Annotated in this window: 23 protein-coding genes, 1 pseudogene and 1 riboswitch; of the genes and pseudogenes, 14 read left to right on the plus strand and 10 right to left on the minus strand. The window is 63.1% G+C overall.

Features of this window, described 5'->3' with window-relative positions; genetic code table 11:
- Position 1: 1 nt before the first annotated feature.
- Entirely contained in the window at positions 2–640 is a 639-nt protein-coding gene (gene upp / locus ACNFHO_RS16035; protein ID WP_063542927.1) for a uracil phosphoribosyltransferase, read from the minus strand.
- 165 nt (positions 641–805) lie between these two features.
- Here upp and ACNFHO_RS16040 point away from each other — a divergent pair, with 165 nt between their 5' ends.
- The 4 genes from ACNFHO_RS16040 (at position 806) to ACNFHO_RS16055 (ending at position 2,735) form a co-directional block, all read left to right on the plus strand.
- Positions 806–1,363, plus strand: coding sequence for a hypoxanthine-guanine phosphoribosyltransferase (locus ACNFHO_RS16040; protein ID WP_054894596.1), 558 nt, complete (start codon positions 806–808; stop codon positions 1,361–1,363).
- A 2-nt stretch (positions 1,364–1,365) separates the two neighbouring features.
- Entirely contained in the window at positions 1,366–1,839 is a 474-nt protein-coding gene (locus ACNFHO_RS16045) for a WbuC family cupin fold metalloprotein (protein WP_063542931.1), read from the plus strand.
- Between the two features lie 65 nt (positions 1,840–1,904).
- Positions 1,905–2,375 (plus strand): hypothetical protein, encoded by a 471-nt coding sequence (locus ACNFHO_RS16050; RefSeq protein ID WP_416766848.1) that lies wholly within the window; start codon positions 1,905–1,907, stop codon positions 2,373–2,375.
- 69 nt (positions 2,376–2,444) lie between these two features.
- Positions 2,445–2,735: a PA4642 family protein gene (locus ACNFHO_RS16055; protein WP_054894593.1), complete on the plus strand. Its 291-nt coding sequence runs from the start codon at positions 2,445–2,447 to the stop codon at positions 2,733–2,735.
- Between the two features lie 86 nt (positions 2,736–2,821).
- On the opposite strand, the gene mqo is transcribed toward ACNFHO_RS16055, so the two are convergent.
- Both mqo and ACNFHO_RS16065 read right to left on the minus strand, forming a co-directional pair.
- Entirely contained in the window at positions 2,822–4,327 is a 1,506-nt protein-coding gene (mqo, locus tag ACNFHO_RS16060; protein ID WP_054894592.1) for a malate dehydrogenase (quinone), read from the minus strand.
- A gap of 605 nt (positions 4,328–4,932) precedes the next feature.
- A complete protein-coding gene (locus ACNFHO_RS16065; protein ID WP_063542935.1) occupies positions 4,933–5,166 on the minus strand; it encodes a hypothetical protein in 234 nt (77 codons plus the stop codon).
- Between the two features lie 144 nt (positions 5,167–5,310).
- Between ACNFHO_RS16065 and ACNFHO_RS16070 the strand changes: the two genes are divergently transcribed.
- The gene (locus ACNFHO_RS16070; protein ID WP_054894590.1) at positions 5,311–5,895 is read left to right on the plus strand and encodes a YajG family lipoprotein; all 585 of its coding nucleotides are present in this window, start codon (positions 5,311–5,313) and stop codon (positions 5,893–5,895) included.
- Between the two features lie 136 nt (positions 5,896–6,031).
- Here ACNFHO_RS16070 and ACNFHO_RS16075 read toward each other — a convergent pair whose 3' ends face one another.
- Positions 6,032–6,238 (minus strand): hypothetical protein, encoded by a 207-nt coding sequence (locus tag ACNFHO_RS16075; RefSeq protein ID WP_054894589.1) that lies wholly within the window; start codon positions 6,236–6,238, stop codon positions 6,032–6,034.
- A 157-nt stretch (positions 6,239–6,395) separates the two neighbouring features.
- Between ACNFHO_RS16075 and ACNFHO_RS16080 the strand changes: the two genes are divergently transcribed.
- Positions 6,396–6,656, plus strand: a complete 261-nt coding sequence (locus ACNFHO_RS16080) for a hypothetical protein (RefSeq protein WP_054894588.1) — start codon at positions 6,396–6,398, stop codon at positions 6,654–6,656.
- Positions 6,657–6,741: 85 nt separating this feature from the next.
- Here the strand turns inward: ACNFHO_RS16080 and ACNFHO_RS16085 are convergent, their stop codons facing one another.
- Positions 6,742–7,908, minus strand: coding sequence for a 1-acyl-sn-glycerol-3-phosphate acyltransferase (locus ACNFHO_RS16085; RefSeq protein ID WP_054894587.1), 1,167 nt, complete (start codon positions 7,906–7,908; stop codon positions 6,742–6,744).
- Between the two features lie 128 nt (positions 7,909–8,036).
- Between ACNFHO_RS16085 and ACNFHO_RS16090 the strand changes: the two genes are divergently transcribed.
- Genes ACNFHO_RS16090 through ACNFHO_RS16100 form a run of 3 tightly spaced genes read left to right on the plus strand, consistent with a single transcriptional unit; the run spans position 8,037 to position 9,115 of the window.
- On the plus strand, positions 8,037–8,222 hold the full coding sequence (locus tag ACNFHO_RS16090) for a CPXCG motif-containing cysteine-rich protein (protein WP_063542939.1): 186 nt from the start codon (positions 8,037–8,039) through the stop codon (positions 8,220–8,222).
- Positions 8,222–8,482, plus strand: coding sequence for a putative signal transducing protein (locus ACNFHO_RS16095; protein ID WP_054894585.1), 261 nt, complete (start codon positions 8,222–8,224; stop codon positions 8,480–8,482). Before ACNFHO_RS16090 ends, ACNFHO_RS16095 begins: the two co-directional genes overlap by 1 nt.
- 12 nt (positions 8,483–8,494) lie before the next feature.
- A complete protein-coding gene (locus ACNFHO_RS16100) occupies positions 8,495–9,115 on the plus strand; it encodes an SOS response-associated peptidase (RefSeq protein WP_054894584.1) in 621 nt (206 codons plus the stop codon).
- An 82-nt stretch (positions 9,116–9,197) separates the two neighbouring features.
- On the opposite strand, the gene ACNFHO_RS16105 is transcribed toward ACNFHO_RS16100, so the two are convergent.
- Positions 9,198–10,040, minus strand: a complete 843-nt coding sequence (locus tag ACNFHO_RS16105; RefSeq protein ID WP_371105661.1) for a methyl-accepting chemotaxis protein — start codon at positions 10,038–10,040, stop codon at positions 9,198–9,200.
- 12 nt (positions 10,041–10,052) lie between these two features.
- Positions 10,053–11,303: pseudogene (locus ACNFHO_RS16110) on the minus strand (HAMP domain-containing protein); the annotation flags it as partial.
- A gap of 155 nt (positions 11,304–11,458) precedes the next feature.
- Between ACNFHO_RS16110 and ACNFHO_RS16115 the strand changes: the two are divergent.
- Positions 11,459–12,274, plus strand: a complete 816-nt coding sequence (locus tag ACNFHO_RS16115) for a M48 family metallopeptidase (RefSeq protein WP_054894582.1) — start codon at positions 11,459–11,461, stop codon at positions 12,272–12,274.
- A gap of 235 nt (positions 12,275–12,509) precedes the next feature.
- Here ACNFHO_RS16115 and ACNFHO_RS16120 read toward each other — a convergent pair whose 3' ends face one another.
- From ACNFHO_RS16120 to ACNFHO_RS16130, 3 genes are all read right to left on the minus strand, one after another.
- On the minus strand, positions 12,510–13,097 hold the full coding sequence (locus tag ACNFHO_RS16120; protein ID WP_054895644.1) for a TMEM165/GDT1 family protein: 588 nt from the start codon (positions 13,095–13,097) through the stop codon (positions 12,510–12,512).
- A gap of 87 nt (positions 13,098–13,184) precedes the next feature.
- Positions 13,185–13,307: riboswitch (yybP-ykoY riboswitch) on the minus strand.
- Between the two features lie 41 nt (positions 13,308–13,348).
- Positions 13,349–14,347, minus strand: a complete 999-nt coding sequence (locus ACNFHO_RS16125; RefSeq protein ID WP_416766849.1) for a methyltransferase — start codon at positions 14,345–14,347, stop codon at positions 13,349–13,351.
- A gap of 304 nt (positions 14,348–14,651) precedes the next feature.
- Positions 14,652–15,611 (minus strand): 2-hydroxyacid dehydrogenase, encoded by a 960-nt coding sequence (locus ACNFHO_RS16130; RefSeq protein WP_112897343.1) that lies wholly within the window; start codon positions 15,609–15,611, stop codon positions 14,652–14,654.
- 195 nt (positions 15,612–15,806) lie between these two features.
- Here ACNFHO_RS16130 and ACNFHO_RS16135 point away from each other — a divergent pair, with 195 nt between their 5' ends.
- The 4 genes from ACNFHO_RS16135 (at position 15,807) to clpB (ending at position 23,862) form a co-directional block, all read left to right on the plus strand.
- Positions 15,807–17,489, plus strand: coding sequence for a fatty acid--CoA ligase (locus ACNFHO_RS16135; protein ID WP_416766850.1), 1,683 nt, complete (start codon positions 15,807–15,809; stop codon positions 17,487–17,489).
- Positions 17,490–17,813: 324 nt separating this feature from the next.
- Positions 17,814–19,700 (plus strand): DUF1302 domain-containing protein, encoded by a 1,887-nt coding sequence (locus ACNFHO_RS16140; protein WP_112897345.1) that lies wholly within the window; start codon positions 17,814–17,816, stop codon positions 19,698–19,700.
- Positions 19,701–19,724: 24 nt separating this feature from the next.
- Complete coding sequence (locus ACNFHO_RS16145; RefSeq protein ID WP_112897346.1) at positions 19,725–21,089, plus strand: DUF1329 domain-containing protein; 1,365 nt, start codon at positions 19,725–19,727, stop codon at positions 21,087–21,089.
- A gap of 208 nt (positions 21,090–21,297) precedes the next feature.
- Positions 21,298–23,862: an ATP-dependent chaperone ClpB gene (gene clpB / locus ACNFHO_RS16150; protein ID WP_054895234.1), complete on the plus strand. Its 2,565-nt coding sequence runs from the start codon at positions 21,298–21,300 to the stop codon at positions 23,860–23,862.
- The last annotated feature ends 183 nt before the right edge of the window (positions 23,863–24,045 follow it).

A 24,045-nucleotide genomic window follows, 5' to 3' on the forward strand; every position in this document is an offset into this window, starting at 1 on the left:
GTCAGGCGTCCTTCTGCTTGGTGCCGAAGATCTTGTCGCCGGCATCGCCGAGGCCCGGAACGATGTAACCGTGCTCGTTCAGGCGCTGATCGATGGACGCGGTGTAGATCTGTACGTCCGGATGGGCTTTCTCGACCACCTCGATACCTTCGGGCGCCGCGACCAGGACCATGGCGCGGATTTCCCGGCAACCGGCCTTCTTCAGCAGGTCGATGGTGGCGACCATCGAGGCGCCAGTGGCGAGCATCGGGTCGATGATCAGTGCCAGGCGCTGGTTGATGTCCGGCGCGAGTTTTTCCAGGTACGTGTGCGCCTCGAGGGTTTCCTCGTTGCGCGCCACGCCCACGGCGCTGACCTTGGCGCCCGGGACCAGGCTGAGCACGCCATCGAGCATACCGATGCCGGCCCGCAGGATCGGCACTACGGTGATCTTCTTGCCGGCGATCTTCTCGACCTGGACCTTGCCGCACCAGCCGTCGATCTCGTAGGTTTCCAGCGGCAGGTCCTGGGTGGCTTCGTAGGTCAGGAGTGCACCGACTTCCTGGGCGAGTTCGCGAAAGTTCTTGGTGCTGATATCGGCGCGGCGCATCAGGCCGAGCTTGTGGCGGATCAGCGGATGGCGGATCTCACGAATGGGCATAGGGGGAGGGCTCCGGGAGGCGGGCAAAAAAACCGCGCTAGGTTAATCTATTCAGTCCTTGCTGTCGTGCAGTCATTGAGCACGTTAGTCCATAAATGCTTGATCTGGGACGAGCGGATGCGTACCTTTGCCCGCTTTTCCAAAATGCACCTCCTGGAGAGCGCCATGTCCGCCGATCTCGAGCATATCCGCCAAGTGATGAACGAGGCCGATTGCCTGTACAACGAAGCCCAGGTCGAAGCGGCCATCGCCCAGGTCGGCGAGCAGATCTGCAAAGACCTGCACGACAAGAACCCGGTGGTCTTCTGCGTGATGAACGGCGGCCTGATCTTCGCCGGCAAACTGCTGACCCACCTGCAGTTCCCGCTGGAGGCCTCGTACCTGCACGCGACCCGCTACCGCAACCAGACCAGCGGCGGTGAGCTGTTCTGGAAGGCCAAGCCGGAAATCTCCTTCATCGACCGTGACGTGCTGATCGTCGATGACATCCTCGACGAAGGCCACACCCTCAGCGCCATCATCGACTTCTGCAAGCATGCCGGCGCGCGCTCGGTGTACACCGCGGTGCTGATCGACAAGGACCACGACCGCAAGGCCAGCCCGGACTTGAAGGCTGACTACGTGGGCCTGCCGTGCGTCGATCGCTATATCTTCGGTTACGGCATGGACTACAAGGGTTACTGGCGCAACGCCAATGGCATCTTCGCCGTAAAAGGAATGTGATCATGCGCAAGCCGGCTTTCATGGATCAGGCCTTGTTCGGGGCGTTGGCTGAGAAGGCCGCTGCCAGTCCGCGCGGTCGCCAGCACCACAACTTTCACGAGATGGAAGAACCTTGCCACCGCATGGCAGTCGGTTTGCAGACCAGTACCTACATTCCGCCGCACCGTCATCTGAAGGATGACAAGGCCGAGGCGCTGGTGGTGCTCAAGGGGCGTCTGGGGCTGCTGATCTTCGACGAGCAGGGCGCGGTGTGCGACAAGCGCGTGCTCGAAGCCGGCGGCGATTGCCTGGGGGTCGACCTGGCGCCTGGCACCTATCACGGGTTGGTGGTGCTCGAAGATGACAGCATCCTGTTCGAATGCAAGTCCGGCCCCTACCGCCCGGTAGGCGAGGGCGAGCATGCCTACTGGGCACCGCGCGAGGGCGAGGACGGTGTGGCACAGTACCAGGCCTGGATGCGCGCGCAGTTCGATTGAGCGTACGCTGCCAGTAGCGATCGATCAGGCGTGCTAGAGTGCTCCCCTATGCCAAGGAGCCCTTCATGCGCGCGATCTTTCCCCTTCTGCTGGCGCTGAGCCTGCCGCTGTCGGCAGCGCCTTTGCACAGCCAGTTCCTCCCGCCTGATGACCTCTCGCTGCGCCAGGAAGAACCCGAGTCGCAACAACTGCTGCAGGTCACCGATTACTCGGTGGTGGTCGGTGCCCAGCGTCAGTCCAGCCAGCAGCCGATCCCCATCACCTCTTCCCTTACCTTGCGCCTGAAGGGCAAGCCCATGAGCAAGGGGGCAACTATCGGGCAGGTGCTGGTCACCTTCGACGGCGAGGGCGGCAAGAGCCTCAAGCGGCCGACCTACGATGACAAGACCCGCACCCTGACGCTGAATTATCCACAGGCCGATTACCGGGTGATCATGGACCTGCTGCGCAACGAGACGCTGTACGTGCAGTTCCTCAGTTATGCCAACGGCCATGTCTGGGCCGACCTGCACACTGGAACCGTACGTACGCGTTGAGGCGCATGGGCAGCCAGCGGTACACTGCCCGCCTTTGAAATGCCCGTGATGGCCCAGTTGGAGTCGGCAATGCGTAAAGACAAGAAGCAGGTTATCGGTGACGAGATCAGCGACGACTACATCAAGACGTTCCTTCAGTTCGAGCCGGCAGATGGCCTGACCTCGCCGTCGCACCACAAGCTGATCAAGGCCTACCGTGGCCTGCGCATCGATGACTTCGAGCGTTTCGTCGGCTTCTTCGTTGAAGCTGGATACGATGTCGATGGCAAGGACGAGCACGGCAAGACCTTCGCCGAGGTGATCGCCGACCAGCGCAACGCGCCCGAGTACATCGAGATCATCGCTAACGCCCGCGGCTGATCCTCGAGCCGGTTCTGCCCTTTTTGCGGGTAGGGATTCCAGGCACAAAAAAACGCCCCTCGGGGCGTTTTTTCGTTTCAGCCGTTTCAGGCGTAGTGCTTGGCCGGGCTGTTTTGTGCCAGGTCCAGGGCCACGTCGTTGTCGGCGCTGATCTTGTGGTACAGCGCGGCATCGGTGGCCAGTGTCTTCTCGCGAGCCGGGAAGATCTCCTTGAGCTTGGCAGCCCAGGCGCCTTTGGCCTGCTCGGGGAAGCAGCGCTCGATCAGCTCGAGCATGATCGAGACCGTCACCGACGCGCCCGGCGAGGCGCCAAGCAGCGCAGCCAGGCTGCCATCGGCGGCCGAGACCAGCTCGGTGCCGAACTGCAGGATGCCGCCTTTCTTCGGATCCTTCTTGATGATCTGCACGCGCTGACCGGCCACTTCCAGGCGCCAGTCCTCGGCTTTCGCTTCGGGGTAGAAGCGGCGAAGCGATTCCAGGCGCTGCTCCATCGACTGCATCACTTCGCTGACCAGGTACTTGGTCAGGTCCATGTTGTCGCGGGCCACCGCCAGCATCGGGCCGATGTTGCCCATGCGCACCGACAGCGGCAGGTCCATGAACGAGCCATGCTTGAGGAACTTGGTGGTGAAGCCGGCGTAAGGCCCGAACAGCAGGGATTTCTTGCCGTCGACCACGCGGGTGTCGAGGTGTGGCACCGACATTGGCGGGGCACCGACCGCGGCCTGGCTGTAGACCTTGGCCTGGTGCTGCTTGACGATCTCCGGATTGTCGCAGCGCAGCCACTGGCCGCTGACCGGGAAACCGCCGAACCCCTTGCTCTCCGGGATGCCCGACGCTTGCAGCAGCGGCAGCGCCGCGCCACCAGCGCCGAGGAAGACGAAGCGGGCGTCGACTTCACGGCTGTTGCCGCTGTTGACGTCCTTGATGCTCACGGTCCAGCCGTCGCCTTTACGGCGCAGGCCGGTGACCTTCTTGCTGTACTTGACCTGGGCATTGGGGCTGTCGCCCAGCAGCTTGAGCAGCTTGTTGGTCAGGGCGCCGAAGTTGACGTCGGTACCCTTGAGCACGCGGGTGGCCGCGATGTGCTGGTCGGCCGGGCGGCCAGGCATCATCAGCGGCATCCACTCGTTCATCAGCGCCTTGTCTTCGGTGTATTCCATCTCGGAGAACGCGTGGTGCTGCTTGAGCAGCTCGAAGCGCTTCTTGAGGAATTGCACGCCCTTGTCACCTTCGACATAGCTCAGGTGCGGCACGGGATTGATGAAGTCGCGCGGCGAGCCGAAGCCGCCCTTCTTGCTCAGGTAGGCCCAGAACTGGCGGGACACCTCGAACTGGGTATTGATGTGCACGGCCTTCTTGATGTCGATGCTGCCATCGGCGGCCTGGGGCGTATAGTTCAGCTCGCACAGGCCGGCGTGGCCGGTCCCGGCGTTGTTCCAGGGGTTGGAGCTTTCCGCGGCCCCGGAGTCCATCGCCTCGACGACTTCCAGCTTGATCGCAGGGTCCAGCTCCTTGAGCAGTACGGCCAGGGTGGCACTCATGATGCCCGCGCCTACCAGTACCACATCAACCGATTCGTTCTGCGCCATTAACGCGTCTCCACAATCTACAGCACCTAATTGACAGCATAGGACCCCTGGGTTGGCCAGGATCGCCATGTCCGACTCTTCGCAGTTCTTGCAACTTCCGCGGACACCGCCAATCAGTCTTGGGTGTTCGATAATTGAACGCCATTTGCCACGGGTGCGGCAATTCGACTTATGGTCAAGTGTTCCGTCGTGCGTTATGGACCGGCCTCAGGCTCCCATCCAGGATGAGCGCTTTTGCCGTCTGTTCAGGGCTGTTCGAGACGTATCTGCCGCTTTTGCACATGCCAGACTGTTCATTTGCTCGCCACACTCTCGTGAAGTTGTGAAAAACCGTTTTTTCACGCTCTTTTGGAGTCGTGAACCTCAAAAGTGGACTGCGCGGTGGCAACCCGCAGGTTCATGCGCAGCAGACGGCCAGAGACAGCAGGCACGACAGCCAATGCAAGACCTGAGTGGAAGGCTCTCTGTGGGCGAAGCGGTGAAGGTGCCGGGGTCAAGCGGCGAGTGCGGGGCCCGATCAGGAGACGTCCTTATAATCGGGGGGAGATTATAACGAGGTCGCGGGCAGAAAGGTCGTTCTTCTTGGGTTTTTATTGCAGCGTTTGTCAGGCGGGGAGGATGCGTTGCTGCCAACGGCGGCTTGCAGGTACGCAAATCCGGGCACTGTTGGGCAGCGGATGGCCCAGCCAGCCCAGGTGCGCTTCGCTGACCTGGACCCAGCCACTGCCGCTCGGTGCCTGGTGGCACTGCTTGAAGGCCAGGCATTTTCCATCGGCATCCAGGCGGGCGTAGGTGTTGTGGCGCGGGCGTTGGAAGAGCAGGGTCCAGAGCGAGGCCATGGCGGCGAGTCCTGTTTGATCGGGCTGGGGCAAGGATAACGCCGGGGCCATGAAACCATTGTGACAGCAGCTGCGGGCCGATGACTGGCTTGCTTCAGGCTGGGTATACTGTGTGCCTTTGCCGCTTTTTCTGGAGAAATGCGCATGCTGCAACGTCTGTTGTTCGGTTTGATGGCGGTGGCCACCCTGAGCCTGGTCGGCTGTGCACACAGCCCGCAGCAACTCAGCCCGCAACCCAAGCTCACCGCTCAGCTCAATCCGGTAGGTCGTGGCCAGCCGGTGGTCGTGCGGGTGGTCGACGGCCGTGCTTCGCAGTCGCTGGGCACGCGGGGTGGCATGTACCCCGAGACCAGCACCATTACCGTCAACGGCAATGACGTGGTGCCCAAGCTGCAGGCCCAGGCCGAAGCGGCAGTACGCCTGCTCGGCTTTACACCCACCTCGGGTGCCGGTAGCGCGCCACAGCTGACCGTGACCCTGGCCGAGCTGAAGTACCAGTCGCCCAAGGACAAGATGTACGTGACCGAGGCCACCATCGGTGCCACCTTCCGTGCCGACGTGTCCAACGCCAACCGTCGCTACAGCGGCCGCTATGGCGCCTCTCTCGACCAGCGCTTCGGCATGGCGCCGAACCAGGAGACCAACACCAAGCTGGTCAGTGACGTACTCAGCGATGCGCTGACCCGGCTGTTCAAGGACCCGACCATCGGTCAGGTGCTGGCTGAATAAGCACTCAGCGTGGATGAACAAAACCCGCTGCCTGGCGACAGGCAGCGGGTTTTTCTTTGGCTGGACCAGGGCTGAGGCTCGCTCAAACCCTGGTTGGTGCGGCACCTGGGGTCATCTCTCTGTGGGTGCGGGCAGGTCAAGCCGCCTCGATTCCAAAGTCCAGCACACTCAGCCCGGTGTCTTGATCCACTTCAGGCAGGTCCTGGTGCGCATGACCGCCCAGGGCGCAATACACCAGCCAGCGCTGGTCGTGGACGTTGATCGCGAATCCGTCGATCAGTGCCTGCTGCTCGTCGCTCTGCGAGACGAGGTAGAGACGGTCCTGGTTTTCGGCGTGCAGCATGACAAGCTCCGGTCTGGAAAGGCCGACAGGGTGGCCTGTCTGGATGACGAGCGTGTGACAGATGAAATTTAGTGACACTTGGTCGCAAAAAACGGGAGGTTGGGTGGAGCTTGGGTAGAATGCCGGGCTTTGCTTATCGTCGTTTCGAGGTTGCGCGATGTCCCTGCAAGTCCTCTGGGGGTTCCTGGCCGCCCATCCCGCCAAGCTGATCAATGTCCTGGCGCTGTTCATCACCTGCCCCGGCGGCCTGCTGCTGCACAGTGCGCGGCGTCGCCAGAGCGATGTGCGTGAAAGCCTGGCTGCCGAGGAAGGGCTGGTCGATGCGTTCGACCTGCGTGTACCGCGCTACTACTACATCCTGGGCTTCTCGTGCCTGGCGATGGCGCTGCTGTTGTCCTGGTTCAGCACCTGGATCTGAACAGCTTTTCTGCGGCACAAGGCCGCTCCTGCAGGGATGGCGCCGTTCATGAACGCGGCGGTGTTCCTGCGGGAGCGGCTTCGTCTCAAACCACCTCGGCCTGGCGCTTGACCTGGTACTGATTGCGCACCGGGGTCGCATACTGCTGCACCAGGTATGGCCGGTGCTCCGCAGGGCAGGCCTCCAGGCGACGCTGCCACTCCTCCTTGGCCCGTGCCAGCTCCTCGGCCGCAAACACCTTCTCTGCGGCGGGTACTTCCAGCGCCGCGTCCTGCCCGTCCCACATCGCATAGGCCAGGTAGTGGACCGGGAACAGCCGGTAGCCGCCGAGAATCTGCCGGTCGATGGCCAGGGCCAGTTGCTTGGTGTCCTCGTGGTACTCGGTCACCGGCGGGGCGAAGTTGATGTGCACCCGGCCTTTGTAGCCGGTGATGCCCTGGGCGATGCTGTTGTCGTCTTCACCAGGCACTTTCTTGTAGGTGCCAGTAGTGGCGCGGATATACAGCTCGCGCGCCTTGGCCTGGTCGCAGGGGTCGTATTCGTAGCTGATCGACACCGGGATCAGGTTCAGGCTCTGGATCACTGCGCCGAACGGCTCGTCCTTGCGGCTCATGTGGAACATCTTGAGGATCGCCGAATCGGTGCGATCGTCACCATCCTTGGCACGGCCTTCGGCCTGGGCAATCCAGATCGAGGCGCTGTCGTTGCGGATCGAATGGTTGATGTAGGCCGACAGCAGTTGGTAAGCCGCGAGCTTCTCGCGTCGACCACTGATCGAGCGGTGCACGATGAAGCTCTTGTTCAGACGCATCATGTCGCTGACGAACGGCTTTTGCAGCAGGTTGTCGCCGATGGCGATGCGTGGCGTCGGCAGGCCGGCGTGATAGACCGCATAGTTGACGAATGCCGGGTCCATGACGATGTCGCGGTGATTGGCCAGGAACAGGTAGGCACTGCCCGACTTGAGCTGCTCGACGCCGGTGTAGGTGACCCCGTCGGTGGCTCGGTCGATGGTGCGGTCGACGTAGTATTCGACCTTGTCCTGCAGGGTCGAGACGCTGGTCACGCCAGCGAACTCCTTGCGCAGGCGCCGGGCGATCAGCGGCTTGAGCAGCCAGCCGAAGGCGCCCGCGATACGCGGGAAACGGAAGTGGGTGAGGATATCGAGGAATGCCGGGTCGCTGAGCAGGCGTGCCAGCACGGCAGGCACTTCAGCGTCGTCGTAAGGTCGGATGGCATCGAATTCGCCCATCATGCTCTCTTGTTGGAAACGGCTAGAGTAATAAAGTAGGGGCGGGGCCGAAAAAAAACGGCTCGGACACACACGGACCCCGTAAACAGACCGGCAATTATACGCATAAGTCACTGCGCAGGCCCCCGATGCTCGAAATCGACTTTTATGACTGCCCTTATTGCGGTGAGCGTGTGGAAACCACGGTCGATATTTCCGGTGGCGACCAGCACTACACCGAGGACTGCCAGGTGTGCTGCCGGCCCATCGTGTTCATCCTGCAGGTGCATGGTGACGAATGGATGCTCGAAGTACGCCGCGAGGACGATGCCTGATGCGCCGCATCTACGAACCGGAGAGCCTGATGGAGGCGCAGATGCTGGTAGGCATGCTGGCCAGCGAAGGCGTCCAGGTGCACCTGATCGGCGGCGATCTGGTCGGCGCCATGGGCGATCTGCCGATGCAGGGCTTGCTGGCCCTGGCGGTTGCCGATGAACAGGCCGGGTACGCACGGCAGCTGATCGATGAGTACAATGCCGCCCAGCCCCTCGCCGGGGACGAGCCGGAGAGTATCCCCGGTACCCTGATCTGCTAGGTTTGCTGTCTTATGTGTGGACGTTACGCCCTCTTTCGCTGGTCCCAGGCTTTTGCCGCCCTGCCCGGATTTCCCGCCGACCAGCAGGCCCAATGGAACATCTCGCCTGGGGCGTCGGTGCTGATTCAACGCCGGCTCGACGGCCAGTTGCAACTGGCCAGGGCTCGCTGGGGCCTGACCCCGGCCTGGCTCACCGACCTGTCCCGCACCCCCGCCCATGCCCGCGCCGAGACCCTCGCCGAGCAGCCGATGTTTCGCGAAGCATTTCGCCAGCGCCGTTGCCTGATGCCGGCCAACGGCTTCTACGAGTGGCGCGGCACGGCGCGCAAGCGCCCGTACTGGGTCACGCCGGGGGAGGGCGCATCGCTGTTCTATGCCGCGGTGTGGGAGGCGTATCCGGTGCAGGAGCAGGTCTGGCTCAGTTGTGCGGTGGTCACTCAGGCGGCGATGAACCAGCGTCGGCCATTGATTCTCGATGAGGCCGGGCAGGCCGCCTGGCTGGATCCCGACACACCGCTGGCGCGCCTGCACGAGCTGCTGGCCAGCCCTCCCGCGGCGTTGCGCGAGCGGGCGCTGGCGCATCTGGTCAATGATCCGAAGCTCGATGGACCGGAGTGCCTGACTCCGGCTTGAGATTTATGGCGAGCATTTCGCGGGCAAGCCCACTCCTCACAGAGATGGGCTTGCCCGCGAAAAGAGCGACTCGGTATTTGAATCAAACCCTGAACTGATTGATCAACCGCCGCTGCTGCTCGGCCAGCTTGGTCAGCTCGGCACTGGCCTGGCTCGATTCGTCAGCCCCGCCGGCCACTTCGCCGGCCACCTGGCCGATGTTGATGACGTTGCGGTTGATGTCCTCTGCCACCGCGCTCTGCTGTTCGGCGGCGCTGGCGATCTGGGTGTTCATGTCGTTGATCACCGACACGGCCTCGGTGATGCTCTCCAGCGCTTCGGCAGCACGGCTGGCCTGCTGCACGCTGTCGTCGGTCTTGCCCTGGCTGTCTTCCATCACCTTGACCACATCGCGGGTGCCCTGCTGCAACTGCTGGATCATCTGCTGGATTTCCTGGGTCGCCTGCTGGGTCTTCTGCGCCAGGTTGCGCACCTCGTCGGCGACCACGGCGAAGCCGCGGCCCTGCTCTCCGGCGCGGGCCGCCTCGATGGCAGCGTTGAGCGCCAGCAGGTTGGTCTGTTCGGCGATGGCGCGGATGGTCACCAGGATGGCATTGATGTTCTCGCTGTCGCGGGCCAAGGTCTGCACCACGGTCACTGCACGGCCGATCTCGCTGGCCAGGATGCTGATCGACTGCGAGGTGTCCCGCACGATCTGCATGCCCTGGTTGGCAGCCTGGTCGGCATTGCTGGCGGCATGCGCGGCGTGGGTGGCATTGCGTGCCACGTCCTGGGCGGTGGCGGTCATCTCCTGCACGGCGGTGGCTACCTGGTCGATCTCGGCCATCTGCTTGTGCACGCCCTGGTTGGTGCGGATGGCGATGTCGGCGGTGTGCTCCGAGGAATCGCTGACTTTCTGCACCGAGGTCACCACCTGGCTGATCATCGCCTGCAGCTTGGCCAGGAAGGTGTTGAAGCCTTTGGCGATGGCGCCCAGCTCGTCGGCGCGATCACTCTGCAGGCGGCGGGTGAGGTCGCCTTCGCCCTGGGCGATGTCGTCGAGCATCGCCACCATCTGTTTCAGCGGACGGGCAATGCCATGGGCCAGCAGCCAGATCACCAGCAGGCCGAGGGCGGCGATGCCCAGGCCGACCAGGGTCATGCCGGCGATGTCGGTACGGCGCTGCTCGCCGAGGTCTTTCTGTAGCTGGTTGACGTCGGCCATGACCGTGCTCAGCGGCATTTCCAGCAGCAGGACCCAGCGCGCGTCGGTGCTGGCGACCTTGAACGGCAGGAACAGCTCGATACGGTCCTTGGCGGTGTCGACTTTATAGTGCAGGTCTTCGCCGCTGATACTGGCCAGGGTTGCGGCTTCGGCCGGGTCCAGCACGTCGCTGGCCTTCTCGCCGAACTTGGAGGCGTCCTTGGTATAGGCGACCAGGCGACCGTTGCTCGACACCAGTGCCAGTTCGCCGGCGCCGTTGTACAGCTGGCGGTCGGCGGCGTTGAGCAGGTCCTGGATGAAGTTCACCGACAGGTCGGCCCCGGCGATGCCCTGGAACTGACCGTTGACCATGATCGGCTCGACGAACGAAGCGAGCATCACCATCTTGTCGCCAACCTTGTAGGGCGCCGGGTCGATCACGCAGGCCTTCTTGGTTTCCTTCGGGCACAGGTAGTACTCACTGGCGCGTACCCCGGTCGACAGCACGGTGTGGTCGTTGACGTCCACCAGGCGGTCCTGGCCGAGACTGCCGTCGGCGTTGCGGAACCACCAGGGCAGGTAGCGTTCGCCATTGATGTCGGCGTGATCCAGTGCGTTCGGTTCCCAGCCCAGATACGCCCCGAGCACCGTCGGGTTGACCTCCACGGTGCGCTTGAGCAGGTTGTTCAGGTAGGCGCGGTCGATCTGCATCAGCGGTTTGCCGTCGGCGTCCTGCATGCCGAGCATGGCGTTGACCGTGGCCAGGCTGCGGCTGATCAGCAGCGGCGCTTCCAGGCCGCGCTGGATCTCGCTCACCTGGGTGCGGGCCAAGGCCGACAGGCGCTGTTCGATCACGCTTTCGAACTGCTGCTGGGTGCGCTGCTGTACCAGGTCCTGGGTGCGGGCCCCGGAGTACACGGCGTACAGCACCAGCGCCGCGACAATGCTCAATACAATGGCACCGGCCAGGGCCGCCACGGAAAACTGGATCGACTTGAACTTCATTACTGGAAAGCTCCACGCAAGGAGGTCGTTTTCTTTTGTTATCGGCGTGGTCGAGGGAAAGCATGAGGGGAGGATGAGAGAAATCTTCCCTGCGGCTCTGGCAGGGTCAGGCGAGTGAGCCTAGGATACGCGGCATGTAAAAAGGGAGTGTTTTCATGCGTAAGTCTTTCGTGATCAGCCTGTTGAGCGCCAGCGTTCTGCTGGGTGGTTGCCAGGCGGTCAATACCACCAGCGGCGGAGCGGTTGGCGTCGAGCGCAAGCAGTACATGTTCAGCATGCTGTCGACCGATGAGGTCAACCAGATGTATGCGCAGTCGTACCAGCAGACGCTCGGTGAAGCGTCGAGCAAGGGCGTGCTGGACAAGAGCAGTGCCGATGCCAAGCGTGTGCAGGTCATTGCCGACCGCCTGATTGCCCAGGCCCCGCAATTCCGGCCGGATGCCGCGCAATGGAAGTGGGAGGTCAACGTGATCAAGAGCGATGAGCTCAACGCCAACTGCGGCCCGGGCGGCAAGATCATCGTCTACACCGGGCTGATCGATCAGCTCAAGCTCACCGACGCTGAGCTGGCTGCGGTCATGGGCCATGAGATCGCCCACGCCCTGCGTGAGCATGGTCGCGAGGCGATGTCCAAGGCCTACGGTATCGAGATGGCGCGCCAGGGCGCCGGTGCGATCTTCGGCCTTGGCCAGGACAGCATGGCGCTGGCCGACACCGTGGTGAACTACTCCATGACTCTGCCCAACAGCCGGGCCAACGAGAACGAGGCCGACCTGATCGGCCTGGAACTGTCGGCACGGGCCGGTTACGACCCGAATGCGGCGATCACCCTGTGGAACAAGATGAGCAAGGCGTCCGAAGGCGCACCGCCTGAGTTCATGAGCACTCACCCGGCTTCGGCCAGCCGCATCGCGTCGCTGCAGGCCGCGATTCCGAAGGTGATGCCGCTGTACCAGGCGGCGAAGAAGTAACGCGCTCTGGGCTGTGGGGTAGTTGTCTGGTTCAACTATCCCGCGGCTGGAGCAATTCCTGTGGGAGCTGGCTGGTCCCGCTTTCACCGGCAAAGCCGGTGCCAGGTGCTGCGGTGTCTGGCACCGGCTTTGCCGGTGATCGCGGGACGAGCCCGCTCCCACAGGCCGATTTGTTCCCAGGAACCGGTTTGCTTCCAAAGGCCGGTCGGCTTCCACGGTTCCTGTCCTGAAGGCCCTAGCCAATCCAACCACTGGTCTTCATCGCCGAATACACCGCGACCGCTGCCAGCACGAAGAACGCTGCCGCCGCCAGTCGACGGATCAACGCCAGCGGCAGTTTGTCGGCCGCGAAGTTGCCCGCCAGGACCACTGGTACGTTGGCAATCAACATGCCCAGCGTAGTGCCGATGATGACCATGATCAGGTGCGGGTACTGCGCGGCCAGCATCACCGTGGCGACCTGGGTCTTGTCACCGATCTCCGCCAGGAAGAACGCGATCAACGTGGTCAGGAACGGGCCGAAGCGGCGTGCATTGCTGGTTTCGTCATCGTCCATCTTGTCCGGGACCAGGGTCCACAGGGCGGTGGCGGTGAAGCTCGCAGCCAGGATCCAGTGCAGCACGCTTTCGGTGAAGAACCCGCTGACCCAGGCCCCCACGGCGCCGGCGGCCGCATGGTTGGCGAGGGTGGCGGCGACGATGCCGGCGATGATCGGCCACGGCTTGCGAAAGCGCGCCGCGAGAATGAGCGCGAGCAATTGCGTCTTGTCGCCGATTTCGGCGAGCGCAACGATGGCGGTGGGAACGAGCAGGGATTCGAGCATCAGGCTTCCTACGGGGCGGGTCGACACGGCTATGACACGTACAACCTCCCCGCCCCGGGTAAGGTGTGCGTGTCATAGGTCTTGTCAAACCCCGGGCTCATCTGTGTGAGCCGTGAGGTCGCACGCGCCATGGCCTGTGGGCCAAGTGTGTTGACGCGTACCGGGCAAGCAGAGGGTGCTTGCGGGAGACTACTCCCCTAGGACGGAGCGGATTCTGCCTAGCCGGAACGGTTTGGGCAAGCGTTAATTTTTTAACCGCGTGTTGCCCTGTAGATCCGGAAGCCATCCGCTTCGGCGCGGATTTCGCAGTTGCCCAAGGCCTCCTGGAGCAGGGGTTGATAGCGCAGGAAACTATTGGCAACCAAGCGTATTTCGCCGCCTTCTTGCAGTATTTTGCTGCTTTTTCTCAGCAGGTTTTCCGCCGCCTGATAGTCGGTGTGCACCCCGGTATGGAACGGGGGATTGCTCAGGATCACGGTGAGATTATCGGGTGCTGCATCAATGCCATCACCGCTGATCACCTCGCCTTGCAGACCATTTGCAGCCAGGGTCAGTCGACTGGCGGCCACGGCGAAGGCATCGACATCGAGCAGGGTGACATCGCTTTGTGGATAACGTCGCTTGATGGTCGCGCCGAGTACGCCCGCGCCACAGCCAAAGTCCAGCACATGGCCGACCGGCAGTTGCTCCAGATGCTGCAGTAGCAGCGCGGTGCCGCGATCCAGGCGGCCGTGGCTGAACACGCCCGGGAGGCTGACCACCTGCAGCGGGCCATCCTCGAGCGCCAGCTCGAAGCGCTCCGCCAGGCTCTCCAGAGGCTTGGCCTCGGGCGCATTGTCCACGGTCACCTGCCATAGCTGGCAATGCCGGGCGCTGTCGAGCTTGCGCGGTTTGCCGAAGGCCTGCAGTTGCTTGGCCGCGCCCTCGATTCCGCCACGTTTCTCGCCGACCAGATACAGCTCGCGCCCGCCCAGGCGCGAGGCCAGGGCATTGAGCAGGTAGGCAGCAAGGTCGCGGGATTTGGGCAGGAACAGTACCGCCGCGTCGAACGGAACCTGTGGCACCTCCACGCCGTGGTGGCTGCGGCCAGTGAAACGCTGCTCCAGCAGCGCCTGATCACCGGCGTGCCAGGTCCAGGCGTGCGCGTGCGGCAGTTGCCCGAGCAGGCCATCGGCGGCGGCGCCGGCGATCAGCAGCGGGCCCTGGAACAGGTCCGCCTGGCGGAGCAACACTTCACTGCGCGGGTCCATCGGCGGACGCCTCCTGAAAAAGCGCGAAGTGTATCACTTGGCGTACCGGGACGCGGCGTGGTCGCTGCAGGAACAACTGCCGTGTTCAAGATCTAAAGGCCAGCCCAATCCCGCGTGGGAGCCACTGTCTTGCTCAAAATCTGTGGGAGCGGCGGTTCGCCGCTGCGACTTGCCCGCGAACACGGGCGTAGCCCGTGCCAGGCAGCGCAGTGCCTTTTTCGCGGGCAAGCCCGCTCCTACAGGTACCGCACCCGCGCTGAGGACCGTGCACGGGTTGGCAGTGGCGACCGAGCGGGTTTGCGCTTCAGGCCACCACCCGCCGTGGCTGACCGGCGAAGAACGCCTGGGCGTTTTCGGCCAGTTGCCCGACGATACGCTGGCGCGACTCCACCGCACCCCAGGCACTGTGCGGGGTGATGATCAGCCGCGGGATGTCTGCCGCCAGCAGCGGGTTGCCGTTTACCGGCGGCTCGACGCTCAGCACATCGGTCGCCGCACCGCCCAGGTGACCGCTGCGCAAGGCATCGGCCAGCGCCTGTTCATCGATCAGGCCGCCGCGGGCGGTGTTCACCACCAGGGCACCCGGCTTGAGCAAGGCCAGTTCACGAGCGCCGATCATGTGGCGGGTCTGCTCGTTCAGCGGGCAGTGCAGGGTCAGGGCATCGACTTGCGGCAGCAGTTCATCCAGCGCCAGGCGGTCGGCGCGCGCCGGTCGTCCGGGGATCTGCCCGCTCAGCACACGCATGCCGAACGCCTCGGCCAGGCGCGCCACCGCGCCGCCCAGCTCGCCGTGCCCCAACAGGCCCAGGGTCTTGCCTTCCAGCTCGACGATGGGGAAGTCCAGCAGGCAGAACTGGCTAGCCTTGGCCCATGCGCCGTCCTTTACTGCTTGCTGGTAGTCGCACAGCCGGGTGGCCAGTGCCAGCAGCAGCGCCAGGGTGTGCTGCGCCACCGAAGGTGTGCCGTAGCCCTGGCAGTTGCACACGGTGATGCCTTGGGCGCGGGCGGCGGCGAGGTCGACGTTGTTGGTGCCGGTGGCGGCCACCAGGATCAGTTTCACTTGTGGATTGGCCGCGAGCGCCGCAGCATCGAGCATCACCTTGTTGCTGATCACCACGCTGGCGCCCTGCAGGCGTTCGCTGACCTGTTCCGCTGCGCTGGCGGCATGCAGTTGCAGGCTGTCGAACTGCTGTTCGAGCGCAGAAAGGTCGAGATCTCCCAGGTCAAGGGAGTGATGGTCGAGAAAAACTGCATGACGCGACATTGGCGGCTCCGTCGGCAAAGGCCAGAGGTGGGGAGCGCATCGGCTCCGGATTCTGCGGCGCTGTAACGCCCTGTTCGCACATTGCCACTCATACTTTGCGACGCCAAATCATTCCTTCGGCTGATTTGACCGCCGCGTCACCGATCTACAGTAAATCCTTGAATATCCGGCACGCTTTTCAGAAAAGGGATACCCATGCTGCAGACCCGCCTCCTCAAGCCCGCCGACGGCGCCTACACTTACCCGCTGCTGATCAAACGCCTGCTGATGTCTGGCAGCCGCTACGAAAAGACCCGCGAAATCGTCTACCGCGACAAGGTGCGGCTGACCTATCCCGAACTCGGCGAGCGCATCGTCAGGCTGGCCAACGTGCTCACCGAAGCCGGGGTCAAGGCCGGTGACACGGTGGCGGTGATGGACTGGGACAGCCACCGCTATCTGGAATGCATGTTTGCCATCCCGATGATCGGCGCGGTGGTGCACACCATCAACGTGCGCCTGTCTCCCGAGCAGATCCTCTACACCATGAACCACGCCGAAGACCGCTTCGTGCTGGTCAACAGCGATTTCGTCGGCCTCTACCAGGCCATCGCCGGGCAACTGACCACGGTCGACAAGACCCTGCTGATCACCGATGGCCCGGACAAGACCGCCGAGCTGCCGAACCTGGTCGGTGAGTACGAGCAACTGCTCGCCGCCGCCAGCCCGCATTACGACTTCCCCGACTTCGACGAGAACTCGGTGGCCACCACCTTCTACACCACTGGTACCACCGGCAACCCCAAGGGCGTGTACTTCACCCACCGTCAACTGGTGCTGCACACCCTGGCCGAAACTTCGGTGCTCGGCAGCCTCGACAGCGTGCGCCTGCTCAGCACCAACGACGTCTACATGCCGATCACGCCGATGTTCCACGTGCATGCCTGGGGCATCCCCTATGCGGCGACCATGATGGGCATCAAGCAGGTGTATCCGGGGCGCTATGAGCCAGACATGCTGATCAAGCTGTGGCGCGAGGAAAAGGTCACCTTCTCCCACTGCGTGCCGACCATCCTGCAGATGCTGCTCAACTGCCCTTCAGCCAAGGGCCAGGACTTCGGTGGCTGGAAGGTGATCATCGGCGGCAGCGCGCTCAACCGGGCGCTGTACGAGGCTGCCCTGGCGCGGGGCATCCAGCTCACTGCGGCCTATGGCATGTCGGAAACCTGCCCGCTGATCTCCTGCGCGCACCTGAACGAAGAACTGCTGGCCGGTGGTGAAGACGAGCGCGTCAGCTACCGCATCAAGGCCGGCGTACCAGTACCCCTGGTGGAGGCGGCCATCGTCGACGACCACGGCAACTTCCTGCCCGCCGACGGCGAGGCCCAGGGCGAGCTGGTGCTGCGCGCCCCCTGGCTGACCATGGGCTATTTCAACGAACCGGAAAAGAGCAACGAGTTGTGGGCTGGCGGCTGGTTGCACACCGGCGATGTCGCCACGCTCGATGGCATGGGCTACATCGATATCCGCGACCGCATCAAGGATGTGATCAAGACCGGCGGTGAATGGATCTCCTCCCTCGATCTTGAAGACCTGATCAGCCGTCACGTTGCCGTGCGCGAGGTGGCGGTGGTCGGCGTGCCCGATCCGCAGTGGGGCGAGCGGCCATTCGCGCTGCTGGTGGTGCACGAAAGCCAGCAGCTGGACGCCAAGATGCTCAAGGAGCATCTCAAGCCGTTCGTCGAGTTGGGGCACATCAACAAGTGGGCGATTCCGAGCCAGATCGCCGTTGTTACTGAAATTCCCAAGACCAGCGTGGGCAAGCTCGACAAGAAGCGTATCCGCGTGGACGTCACCCAGTGGCAGGCCAGTAACAGTACCTTCCTCTCGACCCTGTAACACTTGCCCGGGTCACGCCTGTTCTGGCGTGACCCGCGTGTTAGAGGTATCGCGCCTTGTCAAACGACGAAATTGAGCCATGCTTCTGCACTGCCAGCGATCGAAGTGGCCATTTGCGATGCCTCTGCTTGCGAGACGCAAATCACACTTTAGAGGGATCAAGCGCGTGTGGCCGCTGGCTATAGTCGGGTCAGGGGATTTTCAGAAATGGGGGAGGGCGCACGCGCATGCCGTGCTGCCTCTGGCAGGAGCCTGCTCGCAGCGCTCGGGGCCGTTTCTGAAAGGACTCACTGCCATAACAAAAAAGTACATGGAGTAGCGTCGATGACATCTGCAAACCCGTTCTGGCGCCGGGCCAAGCTGCCCTTGGCCGTCAGCCTCGCTTCCACGCTCGCAAGTCCCGCATTCGGTGTGAGTTTCAACATCGGGGAAATCGAAGGTCAGTTCGACTCATCGCTCTCCATCGGGGCCAGCTGGTCGACTGCCAATCCCAACAAGAACCTGATCGGCGTCAACAACGGTGGCAAGGGCCTGTCCCAGACCTCCGACGATGGCCACCTGAACTTCAAGAAAGGCGAGACCTTCTCCAAGATCTTCAAGGGTATCCACGATCTCGAGCTCAAGTACGGCGACACCGGCGTCTTCGTCCGTGGCAAGTACTGGTACGACTTCGAGCTCAAGGACGAAGGCCGCGAGTTCAAGGATATCAGCGACTCGGGGCGCAAGTCGGGGGCCAAGTCCTCGGGCGCGCAATTGCTCGACGCGTTCATCTACCACAACTACGCCATCGCCGACATGCCGGGTTCGGTGCGCTTCGGCAAGCAGGTGGTGAGCTGGGGTGAAAGTACCTTCATCGGGGGCGGCATCAACTCGATCAACCCGATCGACGTCGCTGCCTTCCGCCGCCCAGGCGCCGAGATCAAGGAAGGCCTGATCCCGGTCAACATGTTCTACATCTCCCAGAGCCTGACCGACAACCTGTCGGCCGAAGCCTTCTACCAGCTCGAATGGGACCAGACCGTCACCGACAACTGCGGCACCTTCTTCTCCCAGCCCGACATCATCTCCGACGGCTGCACCGACAACCTGCGCGTGCTCAACAGCAGCCGCACGGTGCCAGGCGCAGCGCAGCAGTTCCTCGCCACCCGTGGCGTGAACATCAACGAAGAGGGCGTGATGGTGCGCCGTGGTCCGGACCGCGACGCGCGTGACAGCGGCCAGTTCGGCGTGGCGCTGCGCTACATGTTCGAACCGCTGGACACCGAGTTCGGTGCCTACTTCATGAACTACCACAGCCGTGCGCCGATCTTCAGCGCCACCGGCGCCTCGCCTGCGGTGTTCGCCGGCATTCCGTCGCTGCCAGCCAACTTGCGTCCGCTGGCGCCGCTGATCGTCGCGGGCAACTCGCAGTACTTCGTCGAGTACCCTGAAGACATCCGCCTGTACGGCCTGAGCTTCTCCACCACCCTGCCCACCGGCACGGCGTGGAGCGGTGAAATCAGCTACCGTCCCAACGCTCCTGTGCAGTTGAACACCACCGACATCCTGTTCGCCGGTGTGCGTCCACTGGGCGGCGCCCTGGCCAACGCTTCGCTGCTCAACGGTACCCCGGGTCAGGACCTGCACGGCTATCGCCGCAAGGAAATCACCCAGTTCCAGACCACCCTGACGCACTTCTTCGACCAGGTGATGGGCGCCAGCCGCATGACCGTGGTGGGCGAACTGGGCGTCACCCATGTGGGCGGCCTGGAGAGCGCACACGACACCCGTTACGGCCGTGACCCGGTATTCGGCCCAGGCCCGCTGCCGGCCACCGGCGGCGCCAACACCTGCCAGGCACTCAATGCCAGCACCATCGCCGGTGCCGGTGCAGGCGCCTCGACCACCAACCTCAACCGCAAGTGCGAGAACGACGGCTATACCACCAGCACCTCCTGGGGTTATCGCGCCCGGGTGATCTGGGACTACAACGACGTCTTCGCCGGGGTCAACCTCAAGCCCAACGTGGCCTGGTCCCACGACGTGTCCGGCTACTCGCCAGGCCCTGGTGGCAACTTCGAGGAAGGCCGCAAGGCGATCAGCCTGGGCCTGGACGCCGAGTACCAGAACACCTACACGGCGAGCCTGTCGTACACCAACTTCTTCGATGGCAAGTACAGCACCGTGGATGACCGCGACTTCGTCGCCCTCAGCTTCGGCGTGAACTTCTAAGAACTCTGATCCAGGACGACAACGATGAAGATGACCACAAGTCTGCTGAAAGCCGGTGTGCTGGGCATGTCCCTGCTGGCGACCAGCGTCATGGCTGCGGTTTCCGCCGATGAGGCGGCCAAGCTCGGTACCACGCTCACGCCGATGGGCGCGGAGAAGGCCGGTAACGCCGATGGCTCGATCGGCCCGTGGGAGCCGCTGGCCAAGACCGCCGGCAGTGTCGATGCCAGGGGCTTCCTGTCCGACCCGTACGGCAGCGAAAAGCCACTGTTCACCATCACCGCCGCGAACGCCGACCAGTACAAGGACAAGCTGGCCCCTGGCCAACTGGCGATGCTCAAGCGCTATCCGGACACCTACAAGCTGCCGGTGTACAAGACCCACCGCGGCGCCACCGTGCCGGATGCCGTGTACGCCGACATCAAGTCCAACGCCACCCAGACCACCCTGGTTGAAGGCGGCAACGGCCTGAACAACTTCCGCGGCGCGATCCCGTTCCCGATTCCCAAGAGCGGTGTCGAGGTGATCTGGAACCACATCACCCGTTATCGCGGTGGCAGTGTGTCGCGTCTGGTCACCCAGGCCACGCCGCAGCAGAACGGTTCCTATAGCCTGGTGTATTTCAACGACCAGTTCGTGTTCCGCGACAAGATGAAGGACTACGACCCGAACAACCCGGGCAACGTGCTGTTCTACTTCAAGCAGGAAGTGACTGCGCCGGCGCGTCTGGCCGGGACCGTGCTGCTGGTGCACGAGACCCTCGATCAGGTCAAGGAACCGCGCAAGGCCTGGATCTACAATGCCGGCCAGCGCCGTGTGCGCCAGGCGCCGCAGGTTTCCTACGACGGCCCGGGTACCGCCGCCGACGGCCTGCGCACCTCCGACAACCTGGACATGTACAACGGCGCGCCGGACCGCTACGACTGGAAGCTCGAAGGCAAGAAGGAGATGTACATCGCCTCCAACGCCTACAAGCTCGACGATCCGAAGCTCAAGTACGCCGACATCATCAAGGCCGGCCACATCAACCAGGACCTGGCCCGCTACGAGCTGCGCCGTGTGTGGCATGTGGTCGCGACCCTGAAGCCAGGCCAGCGCCACATCTACGCCAAGCGTGACTTCTACATCGACGAAGATACCTGGCAGGCTGCGGTGATCGACCAGTACGACGGGCGCAACCAGCTGTGGCGCGTGTCCGAGGCGCATGCCCAGCCGTACTACAACAACCAGGTGCCTTGGTACACCCTCGAAGCGATCTATGACCTGCAGTCGGGCCGTTACCTGGCACTGGGCATGAAGAACGAGGAGAAAAAATCCTACGACTTTAGCTTCAGCGCCAACAAGGCTGACTTCCAGCCTGCGGCCCTGCGTCAGAGTGGCGTGCGTTAAGCGTTCAAAAACCAACTCCGTGTCATCTCCCAGAACGCCCCGGCTTGCCGGGGCGTTTCTGTTTCGGTCGGTTCATCAGGCTGACCTCGGTCAACCCCGCTAAGCTTGAATCTTCCAGAATCAGCCTTATCTATTGGTCATCTCAGGCAGGTTCTTCATTACAGGTGCTGTCCATCGCTCCGCCTGCCCTTTAAAGGAAGGTATCCCCATGCGAATAGACCGACTGACAAGCAAGCTGCAACTGGCATTATCCGATTCCCAATCCCTGGCCGTTGGCATGGACCACCCGGCCATCGAACCTGTGCATCTGCTGCAGGCTCTGATCGAGCAGCAGGGCGGTTCGATCAAGCCCCTGCTGATGCAGGTAGGCTTCGACATCAGCAGCCTGCGCAAGGCGCTGACCAAAGAGCTCGACCAGCTGCCGAAAATCCAGAACCCCACGGGCGACGTGAACATGTCCCAGGACCTGGCGCGCCTGCTCAACCAGGCTGACCGCCTGGCCCAGCAGAAGGGCGACCAGTTCATTTCCAGCGAGCTGGTGCTGCTCGCCGCCATGGACGAGAACAGCAAGGTTGGCAAGCTGCTGCTTGGCCAGGGCGTGAGCAAGAAGGCTCTGGAGAACGCCATCAACAACCTGCGCGGCGGCGAGGCGGTCAATGATGCCAACGCCGAGGAATCGCGCCAGGCGCTGGACAAGTACACCGTCGACCTGACCAAGCGTGCCGAAGAAGGCAAGCTCGATCCGGTGATCGGCCGTGACGACGAGATTCGCCGCACCGTGCAGGTACTGCAGCGCCGCACCAAGAACAACCCCGTGCTGATCGGCGAGCCCGGCGTCGGCAAGACCGCCATCGCCGAAGGCCTGGCCCAGCGCATCATCAATGGCGAAGTGCCCGATGGCCTCAAGGGCAAGCGCCTGCTCGCCCTGGACATGGGCGCGCTGATCGCTGGCGCCAAGTATCGCGGCGAGTTCGAAGAGCGCCTCAAAGGCCTGCTCAACGAGCTGTCCAAGCAGGAAGGCCAGATCATCCTGTTCATCGACGAGCTGCACACCATGGTCGGCGCCGGCAAGGGCGAGGGCGCGATGGACGCCGGCAACATGCTCAAGCCGGCCCTGGCCCGTGGCGAGCTGCACTGCGTTGGCGCCACCACGCTCAACGAGTACCGCCAGTTCATCGAGAAGGACGCAGCGCTCGAGCGGCGTTTCCAGAAGGTGCTGGTCGAGGAGCCGAGCGAGGAAGACACCATTGCCATCCTGCGTGGCCTGAAAGAGCGCTATGAAGTGCACCACAAGGTGGCCATCACCGACGGTGCGATCATCGCTGCGGCCAAGCTCAGCCACCGCTACATCACCGACCGCCAGCTGCCGGACAAGGCCATCGACCTGATCGACGAGGCCGCCAGCCGCATCCGCATGGAAATCGACTCCAAGCCAGAGGTGCTCGACCGTCTTGATCGTCGCCTGATCCAACTGAAGGTGGAGTCCCAGGCCCTGAAGAAGGAAGAGGACGAAGCGGCGAAGAAGCGCCTGGAAAAACTCACCGAGGAAATCGAGCGCCTTGAGCGCGAATATTCCGATCTTGAGGAAATCTGGGCGTCGGAAAAGGCCGAGGTACAGGGCTCGGCGCAGATCCAGCAAAAGATCGAACAGGCTCGCCAGGAACTGGAGGCTGCTCGCCGCAAAGGCGACCTGAGTCGCATGGCGGAGTTGCAGTACGGGGTGATCCCCGACCTGGAGCGAAGCCTGCAGATGGTCGATCAGCACGGCAAGACCGAGAACCAGTTGCTGCGTAACAAGGTCACCGAGGAAGAGATCGCCGAGGTCGTCTCCAAGTGGACCGGCATCCCGGTGTCGAAGATGCTCGAAGGCGAGCGCGAGAAGCTGCTGAAGATGGAAGGCCTGCTGCACGAGCGGGTGATCGGTCAGGACGAGGCGGTCACTGCCGTGGCCAACGCCGTGCGCCGGTCGCGTGCCGGGTTGTCCGACCCGAATCGCCCGAGCGGCTCGTTCCTGTTCCTCGGCCCGACCGGCGTGGGCAAGACCGAGCTGTGCAAGGCGCTCGCCGAATTCCTCTTCGACACCGAGGAGGCCATGGTGCGCATCGACATGTCCGAGTTCATGGAGAAGCACTCCGTCGCTCGGCTGATCGGTGCACCACCAGGCTATGTGGGTTACGAGGAGGGCGGCTACCTGACCGAGGCGGTGCGTCGCAAGCCCTACTCGGTGGTATTGCTCGACGAGGTGGAGAAGGCGCACCCGGATGTGTTCAACGTGCTCCTGCAGGTGCTGGAGGACGGCCGCCTGACCGACAGCCACGGGCGTACCGTTGATTTCCGCAACACGGTCATCGTCATGACCTCCAATCTGGGCTCGGCGCAGATTCAGGAATTGGTCGGCGACCGTGAGGCGCAACGTGCAGCGGTGATGGATGCGGTGGGTTCGCACTTCCGTCCGGAGTTCATCAACCGGATCGACGAAGTGGTGGTGTTCGAGCCGCTGGGCCGCGAGCAGATCGCCGGTATTACCGAGATCCAGCTGGGCCGCCTGCGTGGTCGTCTGGCCGAGCGCGAGCTGTCGCTGAGCCTGAGCCCGGAAGCCCTCGACAAGCTGATTGCCGTTGGCTACGACCCGGTGTATGGCGCACGGCCGCTCAAGCGTGCGATCCAGCGCTGGATCGAGAACCCGCTGGCGCAACTGATCCTCGGTGGCCAGTTCGTGCCCGGTGCGGCGATCACGGCGAAGGTGGAAGGCGACGAAATCGTCTTCGCCTGACGAAGTTGCCATCGCGGGCTTGCCCCGCGATGGCACCTGCGCAACCCCGCAAACCCCTGATTTTTCGGCGCAGGATCTAACTCGCTGAAAATTTTGAAAAAAATGCTTGCACAAAAAAACGAGTGCCCCTAATATTCGCCCCGCTGTCAGGCACTACGCAGATCACCGGCGGTAAAGATGATC

This window comes from Pseudomonas sp. NY15374, assembly GCF_048068255.1.
Classification (GTDB): Bacteria; Pseudomonadota; Gammaproteobacteria; order Pseudomonadales; family Pseudomonadaceae; genus Aquipseudomonas; species Aquipseudomonas machongensis.

Coding starts and splice junctions, on each gene's coding strand:
- ACNFHO_RS16115 (WP_054894582.1), top strand. CDS start 11,459: ATGCGTAAGTCTTTCGTGATCAGCCTGTTGAGCGCCAGCGTTCTGCTG.
- ACNFHO_RS16040 (WP_054894596.1), top strand. CDS start 806: ATGTCCGCCGATCTCGAGCATATCCGCCAAGTGATGAACGAGGCCGAT.
- ACNFHO_RS16085 (WP_054894587.1), bottom strand. CDS start 7,908: ATGGGCGAATTCGATGCCATCCGACCTTACGACGACGCTGAAGTGCCT.
- ACNFHO_RS16140 (WP_112897345.1), top strand. CDS start 17,814: ATGACATCTGCAAACCCGTTCTGGCGCCGGGCCAAGCTGCCCTTGGCC.
- ACNFHO_RS16135 (WP_416766850.1), top strand. CDS start 15,807: ATGCTGCAGACCCGCCTCCTCAAGCCCGCCGACGGCGCCTACACTTAC.
- ACNFHO_RS16055 (WP_054894593.1), top strand. CDS start 2,445: ATGCGTAAAGACAAGAAGCAGGTTATCGGTGACGAGATCAGCGACGAC.
- ACNFHO_RS16050 (WP_416766848.1), top strand. CDS start 1,905: ATGCGCGCGATCTTTCCCCTTCTGCTGGCGCTGAGCCTGCCGCTGTCG.
- ACNFHO_RS16090 (WP_063542939.1), top strand. CDS start 8,037: ATGCTCGAAATCGACTTTTATGACTGCCCTTATTGCGGTGAGCGTGTG.
- ACNFHO_RS16075 (WP_054894589.1), bottom strand. CDS start 6,238: ATGCTGCACGCCGAAAACCAGGACCGTCTCTACCTCGTCTCGCAGAGC.
- ACNFHO_RS16065 (WP_063542935.1), bottom strand. CDS start 5,166: ATGGCCTCGCTCTGGACCCTGCTCTTCCAACGCCCGCGCCACAACACC.
- ACNFHO_RS16120 (WP_054895644.1), bottom strand. CDS start 13,097: ATGCTCGAATCCCTGCTCGTTCCCACCGCCATCGTTGCGCTCGCCGAA.
- ACNFHO_RS16095 (WP_054894585.1), top strand. CDS start 8,222: ATGCGCCGCATCTACGAACCGGAGAGCCTGATGGAGGCGCAGATGCTG.
- upp (WP_063542927.1), bottom strand. CDS start 640: ATGCCCATTCGTGAGATCCGCCATCCGCTGATCCGCCACAAGCTCGGC.
- mqo (WP_054894592.1), bottom strand. CDS start 4,327: ATGGCGCAGAACGAATCGGTTGATGTGGTACTGGTAGGCGCGGGCATC.
- clpB (WP_054895234.1), top strand. CDS start 21,298: ATGCGAATAGACCGACTGACAAGCAAGCTGCAACTGGCATTATCCGAT.
- ACNFHO_RS16080 (WP_054894588.1), top strand. CDS start 6,396: ATGTCCCTGCAAGTCCTCTGGGGGTTCCTGGCCGCCCATCCCGCCAAG.
- ACNFHO_RS16045 (WP_063542931.1), top strand. CDS start 1,366: ATGCGCAAGCCGGCTTTCATGGATCAGGCCTTGTTCGGGGCGTTGGCT.
- ACNFHO_RS16105 (WP_371105661.1), bottom strand. CDS start 10,040: ATGATCAGCCAGGTGGTGACCTCGGTGCAGAAAGTCAGCGATTCCTCG.
- ACNFHO_RS16100 (WP_054894584.1), top strand. CDS start 8,495: ATGTGTGGACGTTACGCCCTCTTTCGCTGGTCCCAGGCTTTTGCCGCC.
- ACNFHO_RS16125 (WP_416766849.1), bottom strand. CDS start 14,347: ATGGACCCGCGCAGTGAAGTGTTGCTCCGCCAGGCGGACCTGTTCCAG.
- ACNFHO_RS16130 (WP_112897343.1), bottom strand. CDS start 15,611: ATGTCGCGTCATGCAGTTTTTCTCGACCATCACTCCCTTGACCTGGGA.
- ACNFHO_RS16070 (WP_054894590.1), top strand. CDS start 5,311: ATGCTGCAACGTCTGTTGTTCGGTTTGATGGCGGTGGCCACCCTGAGC.
- ACNFHO_RS16145 (WP_112897346.1), top strand. CDS start 19,725: ATGAAGATGACCACAAGTCTGCTGAAAGCCGGTGTGCTGGGCATGTCC.